The organism is Streptomyces sp. NPDC107546, assembly GCF_055639175.1.
Genome location: NZ_JBVKBA010000006.1, coordinates 28,631 through 46,875, shown reverse-complemented (window position 1 = coordinate 46,875; position 18,245 = coordinate 28,631). Strand labels below are relative to the sequence as shown.

9 protein-coding genes are annotated in these 18,245 nt (G+C 68.6%); 5 read left to right on the top strand and 4 right to left on the bottom strand.

Annotated features, from left to right (window positions below; translation table 11 throughout):
* The first annotated feature begins 95 nt into the window (after positions 1-95).
* Complete coding sequence (locus ACZ7L1_RS10630; protein WP_471435975.1) at positions 96-11,192, top strand: LamG-like jellyroll fold domain-containing protein; 11,097 nt, start codon at positions 96-98, stop codon at positions 11,190-11,192.
* A gap of 73 nt (positions 11,193-11,265) precedes the next feature.
* Here ACZ7L1_RS10630 and ACZ7L1_RS10625 read toward each other — a convergent pair whose 3' ends face one another.
* From ACZ7L1_RS10625 to ACZ7L1_RS10610, 4 genes are all read right to left on the bottom strand, one after another.
* Positions 11,266-12,150, bottom strand: coding sequence for a hypothetical protein (locus tag ACZ7L1_RS10625; RefSeq protein WP_471435973.1), 885 nt, complete (start codon positions 12,148-12,150; stop codon positions 11,266-11,268).
* 618 nt (positions 12,151-12,768) lie between these two features.
* The gene (locus ACZ7L1_RS10620; protein WP_471435972.1) at positions 12,769-13,296 is read right to left on the bottom strand and encodes a helix-turn-helix domain-containing protein; all 528 of its coding nucleotides are present in this window, start codon (positions 13,294-13,296) and stop codon (positions 12,769-12,771) included.
* A gap of 468 nt (positions 13,297-13,764) precedes the next feature.
* Complete coding sequence (locus tag ACZ7L1_RS10615) at positions 13,765-14,145, bottom strand: hypothetical protein (protein WP_471435971.1); 381 nt, start codon at positions 14,143-14,145, stop codon at positions 13,765-13,767.
* 119 nt (positions 14,146-14,264) lie between these two features.
* Entirely contained in the window at positions 14,265-15,017 is a 753-nt protein-coding gene (locus tag ACZ7L1_RS10610) for a hypothetical protein (protein ID WP_471435970.1), read from the bottom strand.
* Positions 15,018-15,450: 433 nt separating this feature from the next.
* On the opposite strand from ACZ7L1_RS10610, the gene ACZ7L1_RS10605 reads away from it, so the two are divergent.
* The 4 genes from ACZ7L1_RS10605 to ACZ7L1_RS10590 all read left to right on the top strand — a co-directional run bounded on the left by ACZ7L1_RS10605 (position 15,451) and on the right by ACZ7L1_RS10590 (position 18,150).
* Positions 15,451-16,278, top strand: a complete 828-nt coding sequence (locus tag ACZ7L1_RS10605; protein WP_471435968.1) for a glycoside hydrolase domain-containing protein — start codon at positions 15,451-15,453, stop codon at positions 16,276-16,278.
* 34 nt (positions 16,279-16,312) lie between these two features.
* Complete coding sequence (locus tag ACZ7L1_RS10600; protein ID WP_471435966.1) at positions 16,313-16,630, top strand: hypothetical protein; 318 nt, start codon at positions 16,313-16,315, stop codon at positions 16,628-16,630.
* 79 nt (positions 16,631-16,709) lie between these two features.
* Positions 16,710-17,345: a type 1 periplasmic-binding domain-containing protein gene (locus tag ACZ7L1_RS10595; protein WP_471435964.1), complete on the top strand. Its 636-nt coding sequence runs from the start codon at positions 16,710-16,712 to the stop codon at positions 17,343-17,345.
* A 151-nt stretch (positions 17,346-17,496) separates the two neighbouring features.
* The gene (locus tag ACZ7L1_RS10590) at positions 17,497-18,150 is read left to right on the top strand and encodes a SurA N-terminal domain-containing protein (RefSeq protein WP_471435963.1); all 654 of its coding nucleotides are present in this window, start codon (positions 17,497-17,499) and stop codon (positions 18,148-18,150) included.
* The last annotated feature ends 95 nt before the right edge of the window (positions 18,151-18,245 follow it).

The window sequence follows — 18,245 nt, the reverse complement described above, 5'->3', positions numbered from 1 at the left end:
AGGCAAGATCATGTCCCTGATCTGTCCACGGCAAGTTCACAACAGGCAAGATCGGCACGCTTCTTGTGCCCTTCCTGACTGTTGGAGTCGTTGCTGTGCGCGTTCGGTTGTTCCGCCGCGTCCGCCCCGCTCGCCGTGTCCACCGAGCGCGTCGCCGCGTCGCCGTACTGCTCCTCACCGCGCTGGCCTTGTCGTTGACGACAAGTCAGGCCGTGGCCGAGGGTGTGGAGCTGGGCCCCGTCCAGATGCCCCAGCTCAGCCTCAGCTCCATGGCGCGCTGGTTCACCGACCCGCACTGGGGCGACCTGCCCCGTCAGCAGTCCGGTACGGCCGCGGGGCACGGTCACCATGTGTCGGCGAAGGCCACCGAGGCAGGCCGGGGCGCGGGCCACGCGCCCGGCAAGGGTCGCGGTGAACTGGCCGCCTACCACCCGCACCAGCCCGCCATCAAGCAGGGTCGCAGTCGCGGCGGCAGCTTCAACCCCCGGACCAGCAAGCGCGACGCCGCCAAGTCCTCGCGCACCGCGACGGTCTACGACAACGCCGACGGCTCGATCACCCGTCAGATGCATCTGTCACCGGTCAACTACCAGGTCGGCAAGGGCAGATGGGCGCCGATCGACGTGGACGTGCGGGCCGGCCCGGACGGCCGCTGGCACGAGAAGGCCAACTCCCTCGCCGTCGACTTCGGCGCCAAGGCCACCGACCCCGCCCTCGCCTCCCTCGCGACCGACTCCGCGCACCGCGTCGCCTACGCCCTCAAGGGCGCCGCTCCCGCCGAGGGCACCGCACACGGCTCCACCGTCACCTACGCGGGCGTCCTCGACGCCACGGACCTGAAGCTCGCCCCCACCGCCACCGGTGTGAAGGAGTCGGTCGTCCTGCACTCCGCGGACGCCGGCACCACCTGGACCTTCCCGCTGACCCTCAAGGGCCTCACCCCCGTCCAGCGCGACAACGGCTGGATCGACCTCGAGGACTCCGCCGGCAAGACCGTCGAGCGCATCCCTCCGGCGTACGCGTACGACTCGAAGGTGAACCGCCGCTCCGGCGACCCGGCCACCACCCACGACGTCACCACCGAGCTGGTCCACGACAGGGACGGCTACGCGCTGCGGGTGACCCTGGACAGCCGCTGGCTGCACGACGCGCACCGCGTCTTCCCGGTCACCGTCGACCCGACCGTGGACGACGGCTGGACCACCACCTACGCCGAGTCCGGATCCGGCAACAACGTCGACCACTCCTACGAGCAGACCATCAAGGTCGGCTCCTACGACTCCGGCACCCACTCGGCCAACAGCTTCGTCAACCACTGGGACACCGCCTGGGACGGCAGCAAGAACACCGTCACTGCCGCCAACCTGCACCTGTTCGACACCTGGGCCTCCACCTGCACGGCGGAACGTTTCGACGTCGCTCTCGTGACCAGCTCCTGGTCCCCCGAGTCCGTCACCAGCTACCCGGGCCCATCCAAGGGCTCCTCGATCGGCAACGCCACCCCGAGCGTGCCCAACGCCTGCGCCAACACCGCGGCCGACCGTAGCGTCGGCGACTGGGTGACCGTCGCGCTGTCCACCTCGGCCATCCAGGGCTGGTTCAACGGCACCACCAACGACTACGGCCTGGCGGTCTACGCGTCGACGACCGACACCCTGCACTGGAAGCAGTTCGGCTCCTTCAACGACCCGAACAAGGGCCCCTGGATCGAGGTCACCTACAACGGCAACACCGCGCCGCAGCTGTACGAGCAGTTCCCGAACGACAACGCGGTCGAGTACACCACCACCCCGGAGCTGACCGCATGGGCGGGCGGCGCCAACTCCACCAGCGGCAGCAGCAACCAGTACCTCTTCCAGGTCTTCGACTCCACCGGCGCCAAGGTCGCCGACTCCGGCCTTGTCTCCACCGGTGACTGGACCGTCCCCGCCGGGAAGCTGGCCTGGGGCAAGAACTACACCTGGGCCGTCCAGGCGTACGACTCCGCCACCAACCTCTACTCCACGGCCACCCCGTACGCGATGTCCGTCGAGGTGCCGCAGCGGGTGATCACCTCGGGTCTGTCGCAGAACAGCAGCGACCACGGCTTCGACGCCTCCATCGGCAACTACACGACGTCCGACACCGACGCCTCGATCTCCACGGTCGGCCCGTCCCTGGACGTGGAGCGCGACTACAACTCCCGCGACCCGCGCTGGGCGGGCGCGTTCGGCTCCGGCTGGTCGAGCATCTTCGACTCCAGGGCCACCGAGCAGTACAACGCCTCCGGCGCGGTCTCCAGCGTCTACATCACCTACCCCGACGGCTCCGAGGTCGGCTACGGCAAGAACAGCGACGGCACCTTCACGCCCGGCAACGGCCGCTTCGCCACGTTCAAGTCGGTCACCGGCGGCTACACGCTGACCGACAAGGACGACACCGTCTACACCTTCACCCAGTCCCTGGGCTCCGGCGCCTACGGCCTGACCTCGGTGACCGACGCCAACGGGCGGTCGGTGAACCTCACCTGGACCAGCGGCCACATCACCAAGATGACCTCCGCGGTCTCGGGCCGCTCGCTCAACCTGACCTGGTCCACGCCCACCGGCGCCCAGGCCGCGCACGTGGCGACCGTGGTCACCGACCCGGTCACCTCCGGCGACTCCTCCACCGTCCAGACCTGGACCTACGGCTACAGCGGCGACCAGCTGACGACGGTCTGCTCGCCGGTGTCCACCACCAAGTGCACGACGTACGGCTACACCAGCGGCTCCGGCTACCGCAACGCCGCTCTCGACCTGGACCCGCACACCTTCTGGCCGCTGTCGGAGTCCTCGGGCACCACGGCCAAGGACAGCGTCCTGGCCAACGAGGGCACCACCAACGCCACCTACGAGAACGTCACCCTGGGCCAGCCCGGCCCGCTGACCGGCTCCTCGGCGACCGCGGCCGGCTTCAACGGCACGTCCTCCGACATCTCCCTGCCGAAGAACCTCGGCAACGACACCGACTCCGGTGCGCTCTCCCTGTGGTTCAAGACCTCCCAGGGCCCCGGCGTCATCTACTCCTACGCCTCCCAGCCCATCGGCTCCGGCCAGGCCGCCGGCTTCTACACGCCGTCCATCTACGTCGGCACCGACGGCAAGCTGAACGCCGAGTTCTGGTACAGCGGCGGCGTCAACCCGATCGTGTCCTCCGCCTCGGTCGCCGACGGCAGGTGGCACCACGTGGTGCTGTCCGCGGCGGGCAACTCCCAGAGCCTGTACCTGGACAACACCAAGGTCGGCTCGCGCACCGGTTCCGTCTCCATCAAGAGCGCGACCGCCTTCGGCAAGAACCAGTCGTTCAACTACCTCGGCACCGGCTTCCTCGGCGGCAGCTGGCCCGACGAGCCGAACTACTCCACCTCCTCCGGCTACGGCTACCCCACCTACTTCAACGGCTCCATCGCGGACGCCGCCTGGTACAGCCGCCCGCTGCAGGCCGCCGACGTCAGCGAGCTGTACAAGTACGGCACGCACAGCACCAGCCTGCTGACCTCCATCACGCGCCCGTCCGGCAAGACGTTCGCGGCGATGACCTACGACTCGGCCACCACCCTCACCCAGCTCACCGACGAGAACGGCGGCGTGTGGAAGCCGGGCGCCCCGACGGTCACCGGCTCCAGCAACACCTACCGCGGCGCGGTGCTGGGCGCCGCCCCGAACCAGTACTTCCGCTTCGGTGAGGCGGCCGGCGCGTCCCAGGCGCTGAACGAGGTGCGCGGCGGCACCGGCACCTACAACGCGGTCACGCTCGGCGCCTCGGGACCGTTCAGCGACCACACCACGGCCTCGTTCAACGGCAGCACCTCGTATGTCAGCCTGCCGAACGGCGCCGTGCCCGGCTCCGGTTCGGAATCGGTCGGCCTGTGGTTCAAGACCTCGACCGCGGGCGGGGTGTTGCTCGGCACCTCCCGGGACCCGCTGAGCTCGGGGACGACGCCCGGCAACTACACGCCCGTGCTGTACGTCGGCAGCAGCGGCAAGCTCTACGGCGAGTTCTGGTTCGCCGGTGGCGCCGGCAAGCCGCTCGCCTCCTCCGCCGCCGTCACCGACGGCAAGTGGCACCACGTGGTGCTGTCGTCGTCGGCCTCCAGCCAGTCGCTGTACCTCGACGACACGCTGGTCGGCACCCAGAGCGGCACCGCCGCCATGAGCAACCAGCCGTACCTCTCCGTCGGCGCCGGCTACATCGGCGGCTCCTGGCCCGACGAGGCCCACGCCAGCAGCACGTCCAACACCGGATACGTCACCTACTTCAACGGCTCGGTCGCCGAGGTCGCCACCTACCGGTCCGAGCTGTCCGCGGGCGACGTGAACGGGCAGTTCCAGGCGGCGACGAACTCCACCGGCCTGCTGCCCGTCGAGACGGTCAGGGTCACCACGCCGACCAACGCGACGCTCACCTACACCTACGACGTCACCCACGGCAACCGCGCCCTGACCGAGACCGACGCCCTCGGCAACAGGACCAGCTTCGGCTACGACACCGCCGGCTTCGAGCACACGGTCGTCGACCCCAACGGCGCCATGACCGTCACCGGCCATGACGTGCGCGGCAACATCGTCTCCTCGACGACCTGCCAGGACCAGGCCGCGAACAGGTGCAACACCGAGTACTACACGTACTACCCGGACGACACCACGGCCCAGCTGACCACCGCCGACCCGCGCAACGACCAGGTGCTGACCGCGCGTGACGGCCGTTCCTCGTCCGCCACCGACAACACCTACCTGACGTCGTACACCTACGACTCGGCGGGCAACCAGACCGCCGTCACCGGCCCCGCCGTCCCCGGCTTCCCCAGCGGCCGCACCACCACGACCGTCTACAGCGACGGCACCAGCGCCTACCCGTCCGCCGACGGCGGCGTGGTGCCCAAGGGCCTGCCGGTGAAGACCGTCAGCCCCGGCGGCGCGGTCAACCAGGTCTCCTACTTCTCCGACGGCGACGTGGCCTCCACCACCGACGCCATCGGCCTGGTCACCCAGTACACCTACGACGGGCTCGGCCAGGTCACCAGCCAGAAGGTCGTCTCGGACACCTACCCAGGCGGCCTGACCACCACCTACAAGTACGACGCGGCCGGCCAGGTCACCGAGGAGCACGACCCGCAGCTCACCGACCGGGTCACCGGCGCCACCCACTCCGCCGTCACCACCACCGTCTTCGACGACGACGGCAACGTCACCTCGCAGTCCGTCTCCGACGGCAGCGGCGGCGACCAGGCCCGCACCAGGACCTGGACCTACGACGACTACGACCACGTGGCGACCGAGTCCGACGCCAACGTCGCGGCGGGCGCGTCCTACGGCAACACCACGACGTACTCGTACGACACCTCCGGCAACAAGACCAAGGAGGTCTCCAGCGCGGGCAACGAGATCGACTACACGTACGACGCCGAGGGCAACCTGCTCACCCAGGGCCTGATGTACAAGGGCGACCCGGTCAACCCGCAGACCCCGAGCCTCCTCGTCGAGTCCTCGCGCGCCTACGACCCGTCCGGACGCCTCGCGTCGGTGACCGACGCCATGGGCAGCACCACGTCGTACACGTACACCGACGATGGCCTGCTCGCGACGGCGACCAAGAAGAGCGCCGACGGCTCCAGCGCCTACGTCCTGGAGTCCAACACCTACGACGCCGCCGGCAACCTGGTCTCCAAGACCACGGACAACGGCGAGAACGTCACCGACTACGCGGTCGACGCGGCCTCCCGCACCACCTCCACCACCATCGACCCGACCGGCGTGGACCGCGTCACCACGGTCTCGTACACGCCGGACGACCAGGTCGCCAGCCAGAACGACCACGACTCCTCGGGCTACGACCGCACCGTCACCAGCACCTACGACGACATGGGCAACCTGCTCAGCGAGACGCTGTACGGGGACGCCTCCGGTCACCCCGCGGGCTGGTGGAAGCTGAACCAGACCTCCGGCACCAACGTCACCGACGCCTCCGGCAGCGGCAACACCGCCACCGCCGGAGCGGGCGTGACCTGGTCCGACGACGCCGCCCAGTTCAGCGGCGACACCTCGGGCCACGGCGACGTCGTCGCCACGAACAGCCCGGTCCTGGACACCACCGCCTCGTACACCGTCTCGGCGTGGGTGAAGCTCACCGACACCTCCACCTACCGCACGTTCGTGGCGCAGGGCGGCACCAACCGGGCTTCCTTCTACCTTCAGTACTCCAAGGCCGACAACGCCTACCGCTTCCACATAGCCGGCCAGGACGCGACCTCCCCGTCCGCGTTCTACGACGCCAAGGCGTCCACTGCACCGACGCTGAACACCTGGACGCACCTGGTCGGCACCTTCGACGCCGCCACCGGCGCGATGAAGCTGTACGTCGACGGCGCACTCGCGGGTACGGCCACCGACACCACGCCGTGGACCGGCACCGGACCGCTGTCGATCGGCGGAACGAAGACCGCGGGCGGCACGGTCTCCGACGTGGTCGCCGGCGCGGTGTCCAACACGCAGGTCTACCAGCGCGCCCTGTCCGCCTCCGACGTCTCCTCCCTGTACGGCAAGGGCCGCACCGGCGGCACGGTCGGCTCGTCCGACGAGCAGACGACGAAGTGGACGTACGACAAGCGGGGCCTGCCGACGTCCATGACGGACGCCGAGCAGAACACCACCACCTACCAGTACGACGAGGCCGGCAACCTGGCGGTCACCACCGCGCCGGCCGTGCAGGCGGAGGCGGACGGCACCAACCCGGTCACCGTCCACCCGGTCACCACCTCCGGTTTCAACACCTTCGGTGAGGCGGTCGAGGAGCAGGACCCAAACGGTCTGACCACGACGACGGCGTACGACGCGGTCGGCAACAAGGTCTCCGAGACCCTGCCTCCGTACACGCCCGCCGGCGCCTCGACGCCGAACGCGGGCACCACGGTGTGGACGTACGACAGCGAGGGCAACCAGACCTCGGTGACGACGCCGGGTGGCAGGACCACGTCGTACCTGTACGACCAGATGGGCAACGTCGCCCAGATCACCGAACCGGACGGCACCAAGACCCACGCCACCTACGACACCAACGGCGACGAGCTGTCCGCGACGGACGGCACGGGCGCGCAGACCCAGGCGACGTACGACTTCCTGGGCCGCCCGCTCACCCAGAGCACGCTGGAGCGCTACCCGTCGACGAAGACGCTGACGACCACGAACTCCTACGCGGTCACCTCCGGCAACCCCTACGGCGCGCACCTGGCGTCGACCACCACACCCGGCGGTGTGCAGACGTCGTACGCCTACAACCGGGCCGGTGACATCACCTCGGTGACGGACGGGGCGGGCAACACCACCCGGTACACGTACGACTTCGAGGGCAACCGCCAGAAGACGATCCTGCCGGACGGCACCTCGTCGGAGACGGACTACAACGCCTCCGGCGCCCCGGTGCAGAGCACCCAGTACGACGCGAACAACAACGTGTTGGCGCAGACGTCGCAGAGCTACGACGGCAACGGCAACGTCATCTCGGCGACGGACGCGAACGGACACAGCAGCCACTTCACGTACGACGCGGCGGGCACCCTCACCCAGGAGATCCAGCCGGTCGACGCCTCCACGTCGATCACGACGACGTTCGGCTACGACGCGGCGGGCCAGCGGACCCGGTTCACCGACGGCCGCGGCAACTCCTGGCGTTACACGTACACGCCGTGGGGCCAGCAGGAGAAGGTGATCGAGCCGACGACGGCGAAGTACTCCTCGGCGGCGGACTCGACCACGACGTACGCGTACGACGCGGACGGGCAGCTGACGAACGTGACGCAGCCGGGCGGCACGACCACGTCGATGACGTACGACACGCTGGGCCAGCTGAAGCAGATGTCCGGCACGGGTGCGGACGCGGCGACGGCGACCCGGAGCTTCACCTACGACGCGGACGGCCGCGTGCTGAGCGCGGACACCACCGAAGCCGGCACCACCGGCGCGGCGGACCACCAGGCGGCCACGCACGACGCGTTCACCTACGACGACCGCGGTGACCTGCTCACGACCTCCGGCTCGGCGGGCTCGTCCAGCTTCTCGTACAACGACGACGGCCAGGTGCTCTCCCGCACGGACGCGGCAGGCACCACGAACTACGGCTACGACTCGGCGGGCCGCCTGGCCTCCCTGGACGACGCGGCCACGGGCACGCATCTGACGTACGGATACGGGGTACTGAACGAGCTGAAGTCGATCAAGTACGGATCGACGGGCCAGACCCGCACGTTCACCTACAACAGCGCGCACGAACTGACGGGCGACACCCTGGTCCAGGGCGCCTCCACGCTGGCGAGCTTCTCCTACGGCTACGACAAGAACGGCAACCTGACGTCGAAGACGACGACGGGTGTCTCGGGCGCGTCGTCGAACACCTACACCTACGACTGGGCGGACCGCCTTACGTCGTGGAACAACGGCACGACGACCACGCAGTACGCGTACGACGCGTCGGGCAACCGCATCCGCAACGGCTCGAACGTGTACACGTACGACGAGCGTGACGAGCTGACGTCGGACGGAGTGAACTCCTACGACTACTCCGCGCGCGGCACGATGACGCAGCAGTCGTCGGCGAGCGGCACGATGGCGTTCAGGACGGACGCGTTCGGCGACCAGATCGTGGCGGGCACGCAGTCCTACACGCTCGACGCGACCGGCCGGAACATCACCGACACGGACACCACGATCGGGTCGTCGCGCACCTTCCAGTACTCGGGCGCGGGCAACACGATCGCCTCGGACGGCGACAACACCTACACCTACGACCCCTCGGGCGGCCTGGTCGGCATCAAGCCGGCCGGCGGCACCGGCGTCCTGGCCCTGACGGACCAGCACAACGACGTGGTGGGCACCTTCACCTCGGGTGCGACGGGGCTGGCGGGTTCGGTGTCGTACGACCCGCTGGGCAAGGTGGTCTCGCCGACGAACACGATCGCCGGGCATCTGGGCTTCCAGTCGGGCTGGACGGAACCCGGCACGGGTGACGTGGGCACGGCCTCACGCTGGTACGACCCTGGCACGGGCCAGTTCCGGAACAAGGACAGCTTCTCGCCGAACCCGGTGCCGAACTCTGCGGCGGCGAACCCGTTCGCCTACGTCGCGGACAACCCGATGGAGGGCACGGACCCGTCCGGTCACTGCTCCTGGTGGACGGGGTCGTGCGAGGTGCAGGCGGCCAAGCACGTGGTGAGCAAGGCCAAGAGCGCCTGGCACGCGGCGAAGAAGGCGGCGACCCACCTGTACCACCGGGCGCGCCAGGCGGTGCACCACGCGGTGAGCGCGGTCAAGCACGCGGCGCACCGGTTCGTGAGCCATGTGCGGGACGTGTACCGGGCGACGGTGCGCTACACGCGGCGGATCTATCACTACGCCGCACGGCATGTCAGACGCTGGTATCGCCATGTGGTGCATGCGGTGCACTCGGCCTATCACCACGTCTCGAGTGTGGTGCACCGGGCGTGGCGGGCGGCCAAGCACTACGCGCACGAAGCGGTGAGCGTGGTGAAGAAGGCGGCGCACAAGGTCGCCTCGGTGGCCAGGACCGCGTACCACGCGACGGTCTCGGCCGTGAAGACGGCGGCGACGTACGTCAAGCACCACGCGGCGGCGATCACCTCGTTCGTGGTCTCCACGGCGGTGTTCGCGGGCTGTGAGGCGGCCACCTGGGGCGTTGGCACGATCGGCTGTGCGGCGCTGGCGGGCGCGGCCGGCTCCCTGGTGGAGCAGGGCTTCAAGTGCGCGCAGAACGGCGGTGGCGACTGCAGCGTGGGCGCGTTCGCGGGCTCGGCTCTGGAGGGCGCGGCGGCTGGTGCGCTGGGCGGTGCCATGGGCGAACTGGGCGGCAAGCTGCTGGCCAAGGTGGCTCCCAAGGCGATGTCGGTGGTGGGCGGCCTGTTCGGCAAGGGGGCCACGGAGGCGGCTGATTCAGCGGCGGCGGACGCGACGGACCAGGCTGCCTCGGCGGCGGAGTCGGAGGGGGCCGGGACTCGGGCTCAGTCGCATTCGGATGAGCCTGGGGGGTCCGCCGAAGACGAGTGTCACAGTTTTACTGCAGGCACAAGGGTTCTGATGGCGGATGGCACGACCAAGGCCATCGACCAGGTGAAGGTCGGTGACACCATCGCCAACTCGGTGCCGGGCGTTGCGGGCACGGAGGCCCACAAGGTCACCGCGGTCATCGTCACCCACACCGACCACGACTTCGTCGACCTGACGGTCAAGGCGACGGCCGAGTCCGGTGCCAAGCAGGCGGTGAAGGATGGGACGAAGTCCGGCCTGAAGGCGGGGGCGAAGTCCCTGGCCAAGAAGGCGGCACGCAAGGCGGCCTTCGGCCTGGCGGCCTCGGCTGCGGTACTGGGCGCCCTGGCGGCGGGCCACGGTCACGCCGACCAGTCGGCAACGGCTCCGGTGGCAGCGGTCAGCCCGGTCTCGACGACCCAACATGCCAAGTCCGACGCGGGTGAGAAGGACGCGCAGGGCGCGCACCTGACGACGACCTTCCACCACCCGTTCTACGACGAGACCCGGTCGGCGTTCATCGAGGCCAAGGACCTCAAGGCTGGCGACGTCCTCCAGACCCCGACCGGCACGGCCCAGGTCACCGGTGTCCGCCTCTACCACGCGCACACCACGACCTACGACCTCACCATCGGCACCCTCCACACGTACTACGTGGAGGCCGGGGACACCCCCGTCCTCGTTCACAACTGTTTCAAGTCCAAGGCGATTGCTGCCCAAAAGCGCGCCCAGGAATTGAGGGACCAGTGGGGCAAGGGTCACGGTTGGTCGACGGTCGCTGTCATCGGTGTGCGCCACAAGGTGACTGGTGAAATCAGTGAGAAGATTTCACTGGCTGGCGGCAAGGATATTAGTGTAATCGGTGAAAACGTCCTGAAGGAGGGCGAGGAATTCATTCCTGGCCAGCTCGTTCCTGGTCGAGTCACCAAGGACGGAAACCCGGCCTATGAACATGCAGAAGAAGCCATATTTAACTGGGCGGACAAGAATGGTTACGACGTGGTCTACGGAGGAACCTCGAGGAATGTCTGTCGGGGAATCTGTGCGCCATTGGTCGAGCAGACCATGACCCTCGCAGGGCAGACGTTCAGGGGGGCGGCTGACAAGACCCGGTTCAGAACGTTCTGGCTCGATGAATGAATTACGATCCTGAGCCGACATGACTGAGCCTGGCCCACCTGCCACATTCGGTGGGCCAGGCTCAGTCATGCGATCAGGTATGCTTCGCCAGTTGCCAGAGGTGAACAACTGTTCTGTCTTTGGAGACGGTGTACCAGGTGCCGCCTCCTGCAGAGCGTACGGGGCCAGACACAGGGAAGGGGTACGTAACCTCGCCATTCAATGTCATCTCACGGGCATTGAGCACCCAGTGGCGGGTTGTTCCATGGCGCGCATCACATTCGGATGTGCCAGCAATGATGGTGTCCTCGTCTGTAAATGCAGCTTCATAATCCCAGTACACCCTGTCGCCGCCAGGGCTCATCGGGTGTTCTGGCACAGTGCCTGCAGCGTCCAGCTTCTGTTGGACAGAGCCGTCCTGGGCGTCGTGGATGGTAAGAGACCACTGCCCGACAGGTACGGTCAGGAGGCGGTGGCCACTTGGGCTCACATCGAGCAGAATCCGCTCCATGCCGACTTGGTCAATCGTCAACTCATGACCGTTCCATCGCCCCCACAGAACAGGAGAGCCTTCTTCGCCTTCACCGATACTCAGTCCCATCTGCTTGGGATCTGGATGTGGAGTGTGCTCAGAACTGGAGGCCGTGGTCATGGTTTCCATGCGGCTGAGCACCCTACCGTTCCTGGCATCCAGCACCACCCACAGTTCTTGCTCAGCTTCAGCGTCCGGGTCGTTGGCCAGCGGGCCGAGGACGTGTGCCCAGACGAGCAAGCCATCAGAGCTGAATGCCGCTGAGCCGCCATCGGCATGAGCGTGGTCATCGTCACTTGAGTACTCGTTAAATGACAGATGACTCTGAGAGCAGCCACCCCAACAGCCATGCTGTACCTCCCACCGGGTTCCACCAGTGGCTTCCACCAATTGCACCCCGTGAACACCGGAGAAAACCGCAGCATCTTGTTGGGGCGACACCGTCACCGTTCCGAACCGGCGTGGCCAAGGTGCAGGAAAGCGGACTTCTGGCGTCGAACTCCCGCTAGGCTCCCGCAGGTCAAGAGTTACCAACTCAGTGTCACTGCGCTGTATCAGTAGCCTGCGGTCAGGCCAGTGAAGCACCCTCGGCGCGTCGGCTGACGTCGGATTGAGTGGAGCAGCAATGGTGGCGACGAGACGAGCGAAACCTGCCACTCGGTCCTCCTGGTGCAGTTTGAGCAGAGCTTATGGATGCAAGGCCATGGTTGATTGTGTAGTTCCATCACAGTACACAAACGAGCGCACTCCTCGCTTGCCCTGGCGGTTGCGAGATTCGGCTGATCCTGCCGACCTACGCTCCCAAGGCCAGCTAACGGCACGTTGACGGCAATGCCGGCGGACGCCCGACGCCGCTTGCTAAAAGTTTTCAACTGGAAGCCACTGGCTGATGGTGAGTTTTTGCGAGAGGAGACGGGCGAACAAATCGAAAGGGTTATTTTCCTTGCCCGAGAGTTGGCTGATTGTGTCGACAGATACATGGAGAGCTCGCTCGCTGCGATTGAAGGAGAAGAGGTCCGTGAGCATTACCTTGCTGGCATCGATGAACGCCTCCGGTGTTACGGCCTAAGCGCTGTCCCGTGCCACGGTGAACACACACCGGAACGTCTCCGCCAGGCATTCGTAGGCCAGCCGCTGCTCCTCCCCAGTACTGGTGTGCACGGCCTGCACTGACTCGTCGATCAGCACGGGCAGGTCGCGCACCATGTCCGTGTACTGCGCCTGACGGCGCTGCTCTAGAGCCTGCTGGACATCTGCCCAGATCAACGCGGCCGGGCGCGGAGCCGTCTGCCAGTCCAGAGCGATGTCCCAGTTCTCCAGCCCCTCACGGATCGGCTGGATCAGGGCGTCCATGCGGTCGCGCCGTAGTTCGTCGGCGTACGGCTGTCCCAGCAGATCGGATGTGGAAACACCCAGTGCACGGGCACAGGCGGCGACAAGAGCCGGAGAGGCGGGCTTCTGGCCGCACTCGACCTTCGACAACAGCGACTTCGACAGGTGCGCCCGCATCGCCAGCCCCTGCTGCGTCAGGCCGCGCTGCTTCCGAATACGGGCGATCCGAGCGCCGGTGTGCTCCTCGATGCTCTGCGACACGGCGAACTCCGCTCTGCGACAACACTCAGACGGTACCCCCGCCACACGGCTTCGGACCGGCCGAAGAGTGATCACTCCGACTGCCCGCAGGACCACACCGCGCCGGTCCAACGGGTTCGGACCACACTCCAGCCGGACGACCAGCCGACGCCCACGGCGTACCGCCGAAGCGGGATGCGTCCAAACTGGCGATCCACTGACGCGGGTCGCGCGCGGCACGGCCGCCCACCCGGCCCGCTCTCGGCTCCGCCACCGAGCGACCAGGGCGCGCGGAAACGCGTAGCGGACCACCGGAAGCGCGGAGTAAGCCGGACGCGCCGGCACAGCGAACGCCAAGCCGACGGCGAGGCGACGGCTGGGAGTTGGCCGGGACGGAGGAGACCCGGAAGTCGGGTCGGTCGGCTCCATGGGCTTTACCCACCTCCCCGGGCCGGGGCCCGCGTCAGTGACCGGGCGTACGGCGCCGGGCTACCGCATGTACGGGTTCCGCTGCATCGGTTGCGGTTGCGGTTGCGGTTGCGGTGGCGGCACCGCCCCGTACACCGCCACCGGCCTCGGCGTCCGCCTGTCGAACAGGGCGAACAGCAGCAGGCCCGTCGCCGTCAGCAGGCCCACCGTCACGACCACGCCGAGGACGGGGTCGCCCGCGCCCTGGCCCTCGTTCGCCGCCCACGGCAGGGTCACGCACTCATAGAGCATGAACGACCCGAAGGCGCCCCAGTCCGACGGCCGCCTGCGGCGGATCGCCACGTACAGGAACGGCACCCACACCAGCAGCCCCAGCGATCCCCAGACCAGGACCGCCCAGGCGATCCGCTGGAACCAGCCGGCCTCCGCCCGTCCTTCCATGTGAACCCCCCCAGCTCTCTCGACCCCCGGCTCCCCGCCGCACGAGGCGGAGAGCGCAAGGGGGCAAGGGTAGAGCAGCGGGTCCGCGTGGAGGCGGACCCGGCGGGACCAACCGCGTCTCAGGCGGGGTTCTTCGCCGCCTTCTTCAGGGACTCCACGATGTGCCGCACGACCTTCGTCGCGGTGGCGACGCCGTTGTCGCTGCCCGCGGTGGAGAGGACGGTGGCCACGGCGGTGCCCTCGCGGACCGCGATCAGTGTGGTGCCGTTTTCCCAGGCGCCGCTGGTGAGCGTGAGGGTGTACGCCTCGTCACCGAGCCCGGCCGTGGACCGGCCCGAGACCTTCACCGTGGCGTGCCCGTCGGTGTCGGTGAACGCCGGGCACGTGGTCGTGATGCCCCGCACGTCCTTCATGGCGGTCTCCGCGGTCGTGCCCGGGAACTCGTCGACCTCCTGGGCTATCTCCGCGGTCTTGCTCTTGTCCATGTAGTCGTCGTTCGCGAAGGAGACGCCCCCGCTGCTGCCGGTGACGGTCGTCCAGGCCGTGGTCTCCAGCTTGGTGCAGTCGGGCTTGGCCTTGCCGGCAGCGCTCGGAGTGACGAACTGGCTGCCGCTGTCCGAGGCGCCCTGCGGGACGGGGACGAACCCCGCCGGGAACAGCGACGCCGGTGCCAGGGCCTTCTTCAGCTGCGTACCCGTCAGGAGACCGGCGTTCGGGTCCTTGGTCGCCGACGCCGATGCCGACGCCGAGGGGTCGGGCTTCACGGCGGCATCGTCGGAGTCGGAGGGACCGGAACCGCAGGCCGTCAGGGCCAGGGCCAGGGGAAGAGCGGTGAGAGCGAGTGCCTTCGCGGCACGCGACGGGGTGCGCATGAGGTCCTCTCGGGAGGAAAGAAGCGTCGGGGAAACGGCAAAGGGCCCGTCTGCGGGGCGCCGCGCCGACCGGACCCTACGCGGATCGGGTCATGCACAGGTCACGCACAAATCTGTGCTTGCCCAAGTGATCGCCAAATCGGGCGGGGGTGACGCGGTGGGCCGGGGTGCCGTTCCCCGGAACCGATGGTTTTGCCGTTCCGTGAGAGAATCTTGTGGCGGTCAAGGGGACCCGTTTCCCAAGCGGAAGGACGCCGTCGGTTACGGTGCGATCCGCTTCGGACGCTCAAGTCCCGTGCGCCTGCGTACGTTTCCCTGTGGATCCCGAAAGGTCCGTACAGACGTCGCCGTGCCGGACCCGCGTCGCTTCAGGGGCTCAGAAGACTTTCCGGCGGACGCCGCACGCGTCCGCCTGTCGTGAATTGGGGTGGGGATGGCCGGCCATCGGCAGTCGAAGAAGTTCAGGTACATCACCTGGTCGGTGGCGGGCGCCGCCGTCGTCGCGGGTGCCGGGATCGCGGCGCAGACGTCGATGGCGGCCACGACCTGGCCCGCCCAGAAGACGTACACCGGACACGCCTTCGACACCTGCACCGCGCCCTCGGCGGCCGCGATGAAGGCCTGGAACACCGGTTCCTACGGGGCGGCCGCCGTCTACGTCGGCGGCAAGAACCGCGGTTGCAGCCAGCCCAACCTCACCGCGTCCTGGGTGAAGTCCGTCAGCTCGATGGGCTGGAAGCTCATCCCGATCTACGTCGGCGCCCAGCCGCCCTGCCAGAGCGGCTCCAACCCGGAGAAGCTCACCGCCACGACCGCGGCCACCCTGGGGACGAGCGACGCGAACGACGCGGTGGCCAAGGCGTCGGCGCTCGGCATGAAGGCCGGCAGCCCCATCTACCTCGACATGGAGCCGTACGACATCACGAACACGTCGTGCAACAACGCCGTGCTGACGTACGTCCGCGCCTTCGACAAGCAGCTGCGCGCCAAGATCTACCGCGCCGGGTACTACGGCTTCAGCAGCTCCAGCGCCAAGGCCATCGCCACCGCGACCAACAAGACCGACCTGCCGGGCAACCTCTGGTACGCGCTGTGGGACAAGCAGTACACGACGACCACGGACTGGCCGTGGGGCTCCACGCAGTACACCAACCACAGCCGGGCCCACCAGTACATGGTGAACAGCAAGGAGACGCGCAACGGTTACACGATCACCGTGGACCGTGACGCCTGGGACGCGCCCGTCGCCATCACCGGCTGACCCGGCAGCCCTGCCACGACACGAGGGGCGGTACATGAAGGTCGTCGCCATACCGGCAGTCCGGCTGTTCGCCGTGCGGGCGGGGTTCGCCGCGCTGCCCGTCGTCAGCCTGGGGCTGCTGTGCCCCGTGCCGTCCCTCGTGCTCGCCCTGCGCCGACGCAGGGCGACGGACTGGTGGGCCTTCGCGGCGTTCAGCGCGGTCCTCGCGGCCTGGGTCGCCGAACTGGAGCTGACGCCGGACACGACGCACGGGCCGCTGTTCGCGCTCGACGTGCTGCTGATCCTGCTGTCGATGGCAGGCGCCTCGATCCACACCTGGAAGGTCTGGCCGGGGCGGGCCGGCGGCCGCTGACAGGACGTCGGCGGGAGAGCGGACACACACGTACGGCAGGGGACCAGACACCGACGTACGGCAGGAGAGCGGGGAACCGGTGGCCAAGCAGGTCAGGCAGGTGGCGCAGGCGCGCCCGGGGAAGGCGGGGCAGGCGGGATCCGGAGGGGGGCCCGCCGCGGTGGGGCGCGCCGTCGTCACCTGGCTGCGCTCGCTCCGCGGACGCACCATCGCGCTGACGGCGGGCTCGCTGGCCGTCGTCGCCGCGGTGGTCGTCGCCGGCACGCTGTTCCTCCGGCACGACGACCGGCCCGCGATACCGGACACCCGGGCGAGGCACTACAACGACGTCGACGCCTGCCTGCTCACCGACGCCAAGGGCATCACGGCGGGGACCACCGCCGCCGAGGTCTGGCAGGGCATGCAGGACGCCTCTCTCAAGACGCACGCGCGCGTGAGCTACGCGCCGGTGACCGGGGAGCAGAGCGCCGCCAACGCGCGCCCGTACCTCAACGGTCTGCTGCAGCGCTCCTGCGACGTGGTGCTCGCCGTCGGCCCGCCCGAGATCTCGGCCGCCGCGCAGACGGCACCGCGGTACCGGAAGGTCGGCTTCGTGCTCGTCGGCAGCGGGGGCGGCGAGACCGCCGGTGCCAATGTGACCAGGCTCGACACCGGCGACAAGCTGCGCGCCGACGTGGCCGGGGCGGTCGAGCGAGCGGTGGACGGGCGGGCCTGAGCGGCCGGACGGGGGCTCACCCGGGGCGGGCGGTGCCCGAAGCGCCGGTGAATCGTTGGTCGAATGGGTTGGCCGGAGCCGATCCGCTCCTTACCATCGATCACCGCAAGACCTTGTGCACCGTCGCACAATCCCCCACTGGGAGGTCACTTTGCACCGCCGTCGCCCCGCGATCGCCCTCAGCGCCGCCCTGGTCGCGGCCCCTTTCCTCACCGCGTGCGGCGGCACCGCGCATCCGGGTGCCGCGGCCGTCGTCGGAGGTGAGCGGATCACGGTCGCGCAGCTGGAGAGCCGGGTGGACGAGGTGCGCACGGCCCAGCGCGCCGCCGCCACGGACGACGCCCAGTACGAGCAGGCGGTCGCCCAGACCAGCAGCCTCACCCGCGACACGCTGCACAGTCTGGTCCTGGACCGGGTCCTGGACCGCGCCGCGAAGAACGCGGGCGCGAGCGTCACCGCCAGGGACGTCGAACAGATGCGGGCGAACCTTCAGGCGCAGGCGGGCGGCGCGAAGGAGCTGCAGACCGTGTGGCTGCAGCAGTACGGGGTGGCCCCCCAGCGCCTCGACGACAGCCTCCGCACGGAGGTCGAGGCACAGAAGCTGGCCTCCGCGCTCGGCGCCGACATGAGCACGACCGAGGGCAAGGCCGCGTTCTGGAAGGCCATGTCGCAGGCGTCGCGGGAACTGCACGTCGACCTGAACCCCCGCTACGGCACCTGGGACGTGCAGAAGAGCAGCCGGGCCGACGCGAAGACGCCGTGGGTCAAGGAGGTCACGGCGGCGGCTGCGCAGCAGACGGCGTAGGCGGGCGGTTCGCGGCCGGGGCGGTGCTCCGGGCCTGTGGACGACTCCAGGGACGCTGGTCCATGCCTGTGGACAACTCCGGGGGCCGAGCGTGG

Coding starts and splice junctions, on each gene's coding strand:
- ACZ7L1_RS10605 (WP_471435968.1), top strand. CDS start 15,451: ATGGCCGGCCATCGGCAGTCGAAGAAGTTCAGGTACATCACCTGGTCG.
- ACZ7L1_RS10615 (WP_471435971.1), bottom strand. CDS start 14,145: ATGGAAGGACGGGCGGAGGCCGGCTGGTTCCAGCGGATCGCCTGGGCG.
- ACZ7L1_RS10600 (WP_471435966.1), top strand. CDS start 16,313: ATGAAGGTCGTCGCCATACCGGCAGTCCGGCTGTTCGCCGTGCGGGCG.
- ACZ7L1_RS10610 (WP_471435970.1), bottom strand. CDS start 15,017: ATGCGCACCCCGTCGCGTGCCGCGAAGGCACTCGCTCTCACCGCTCTT.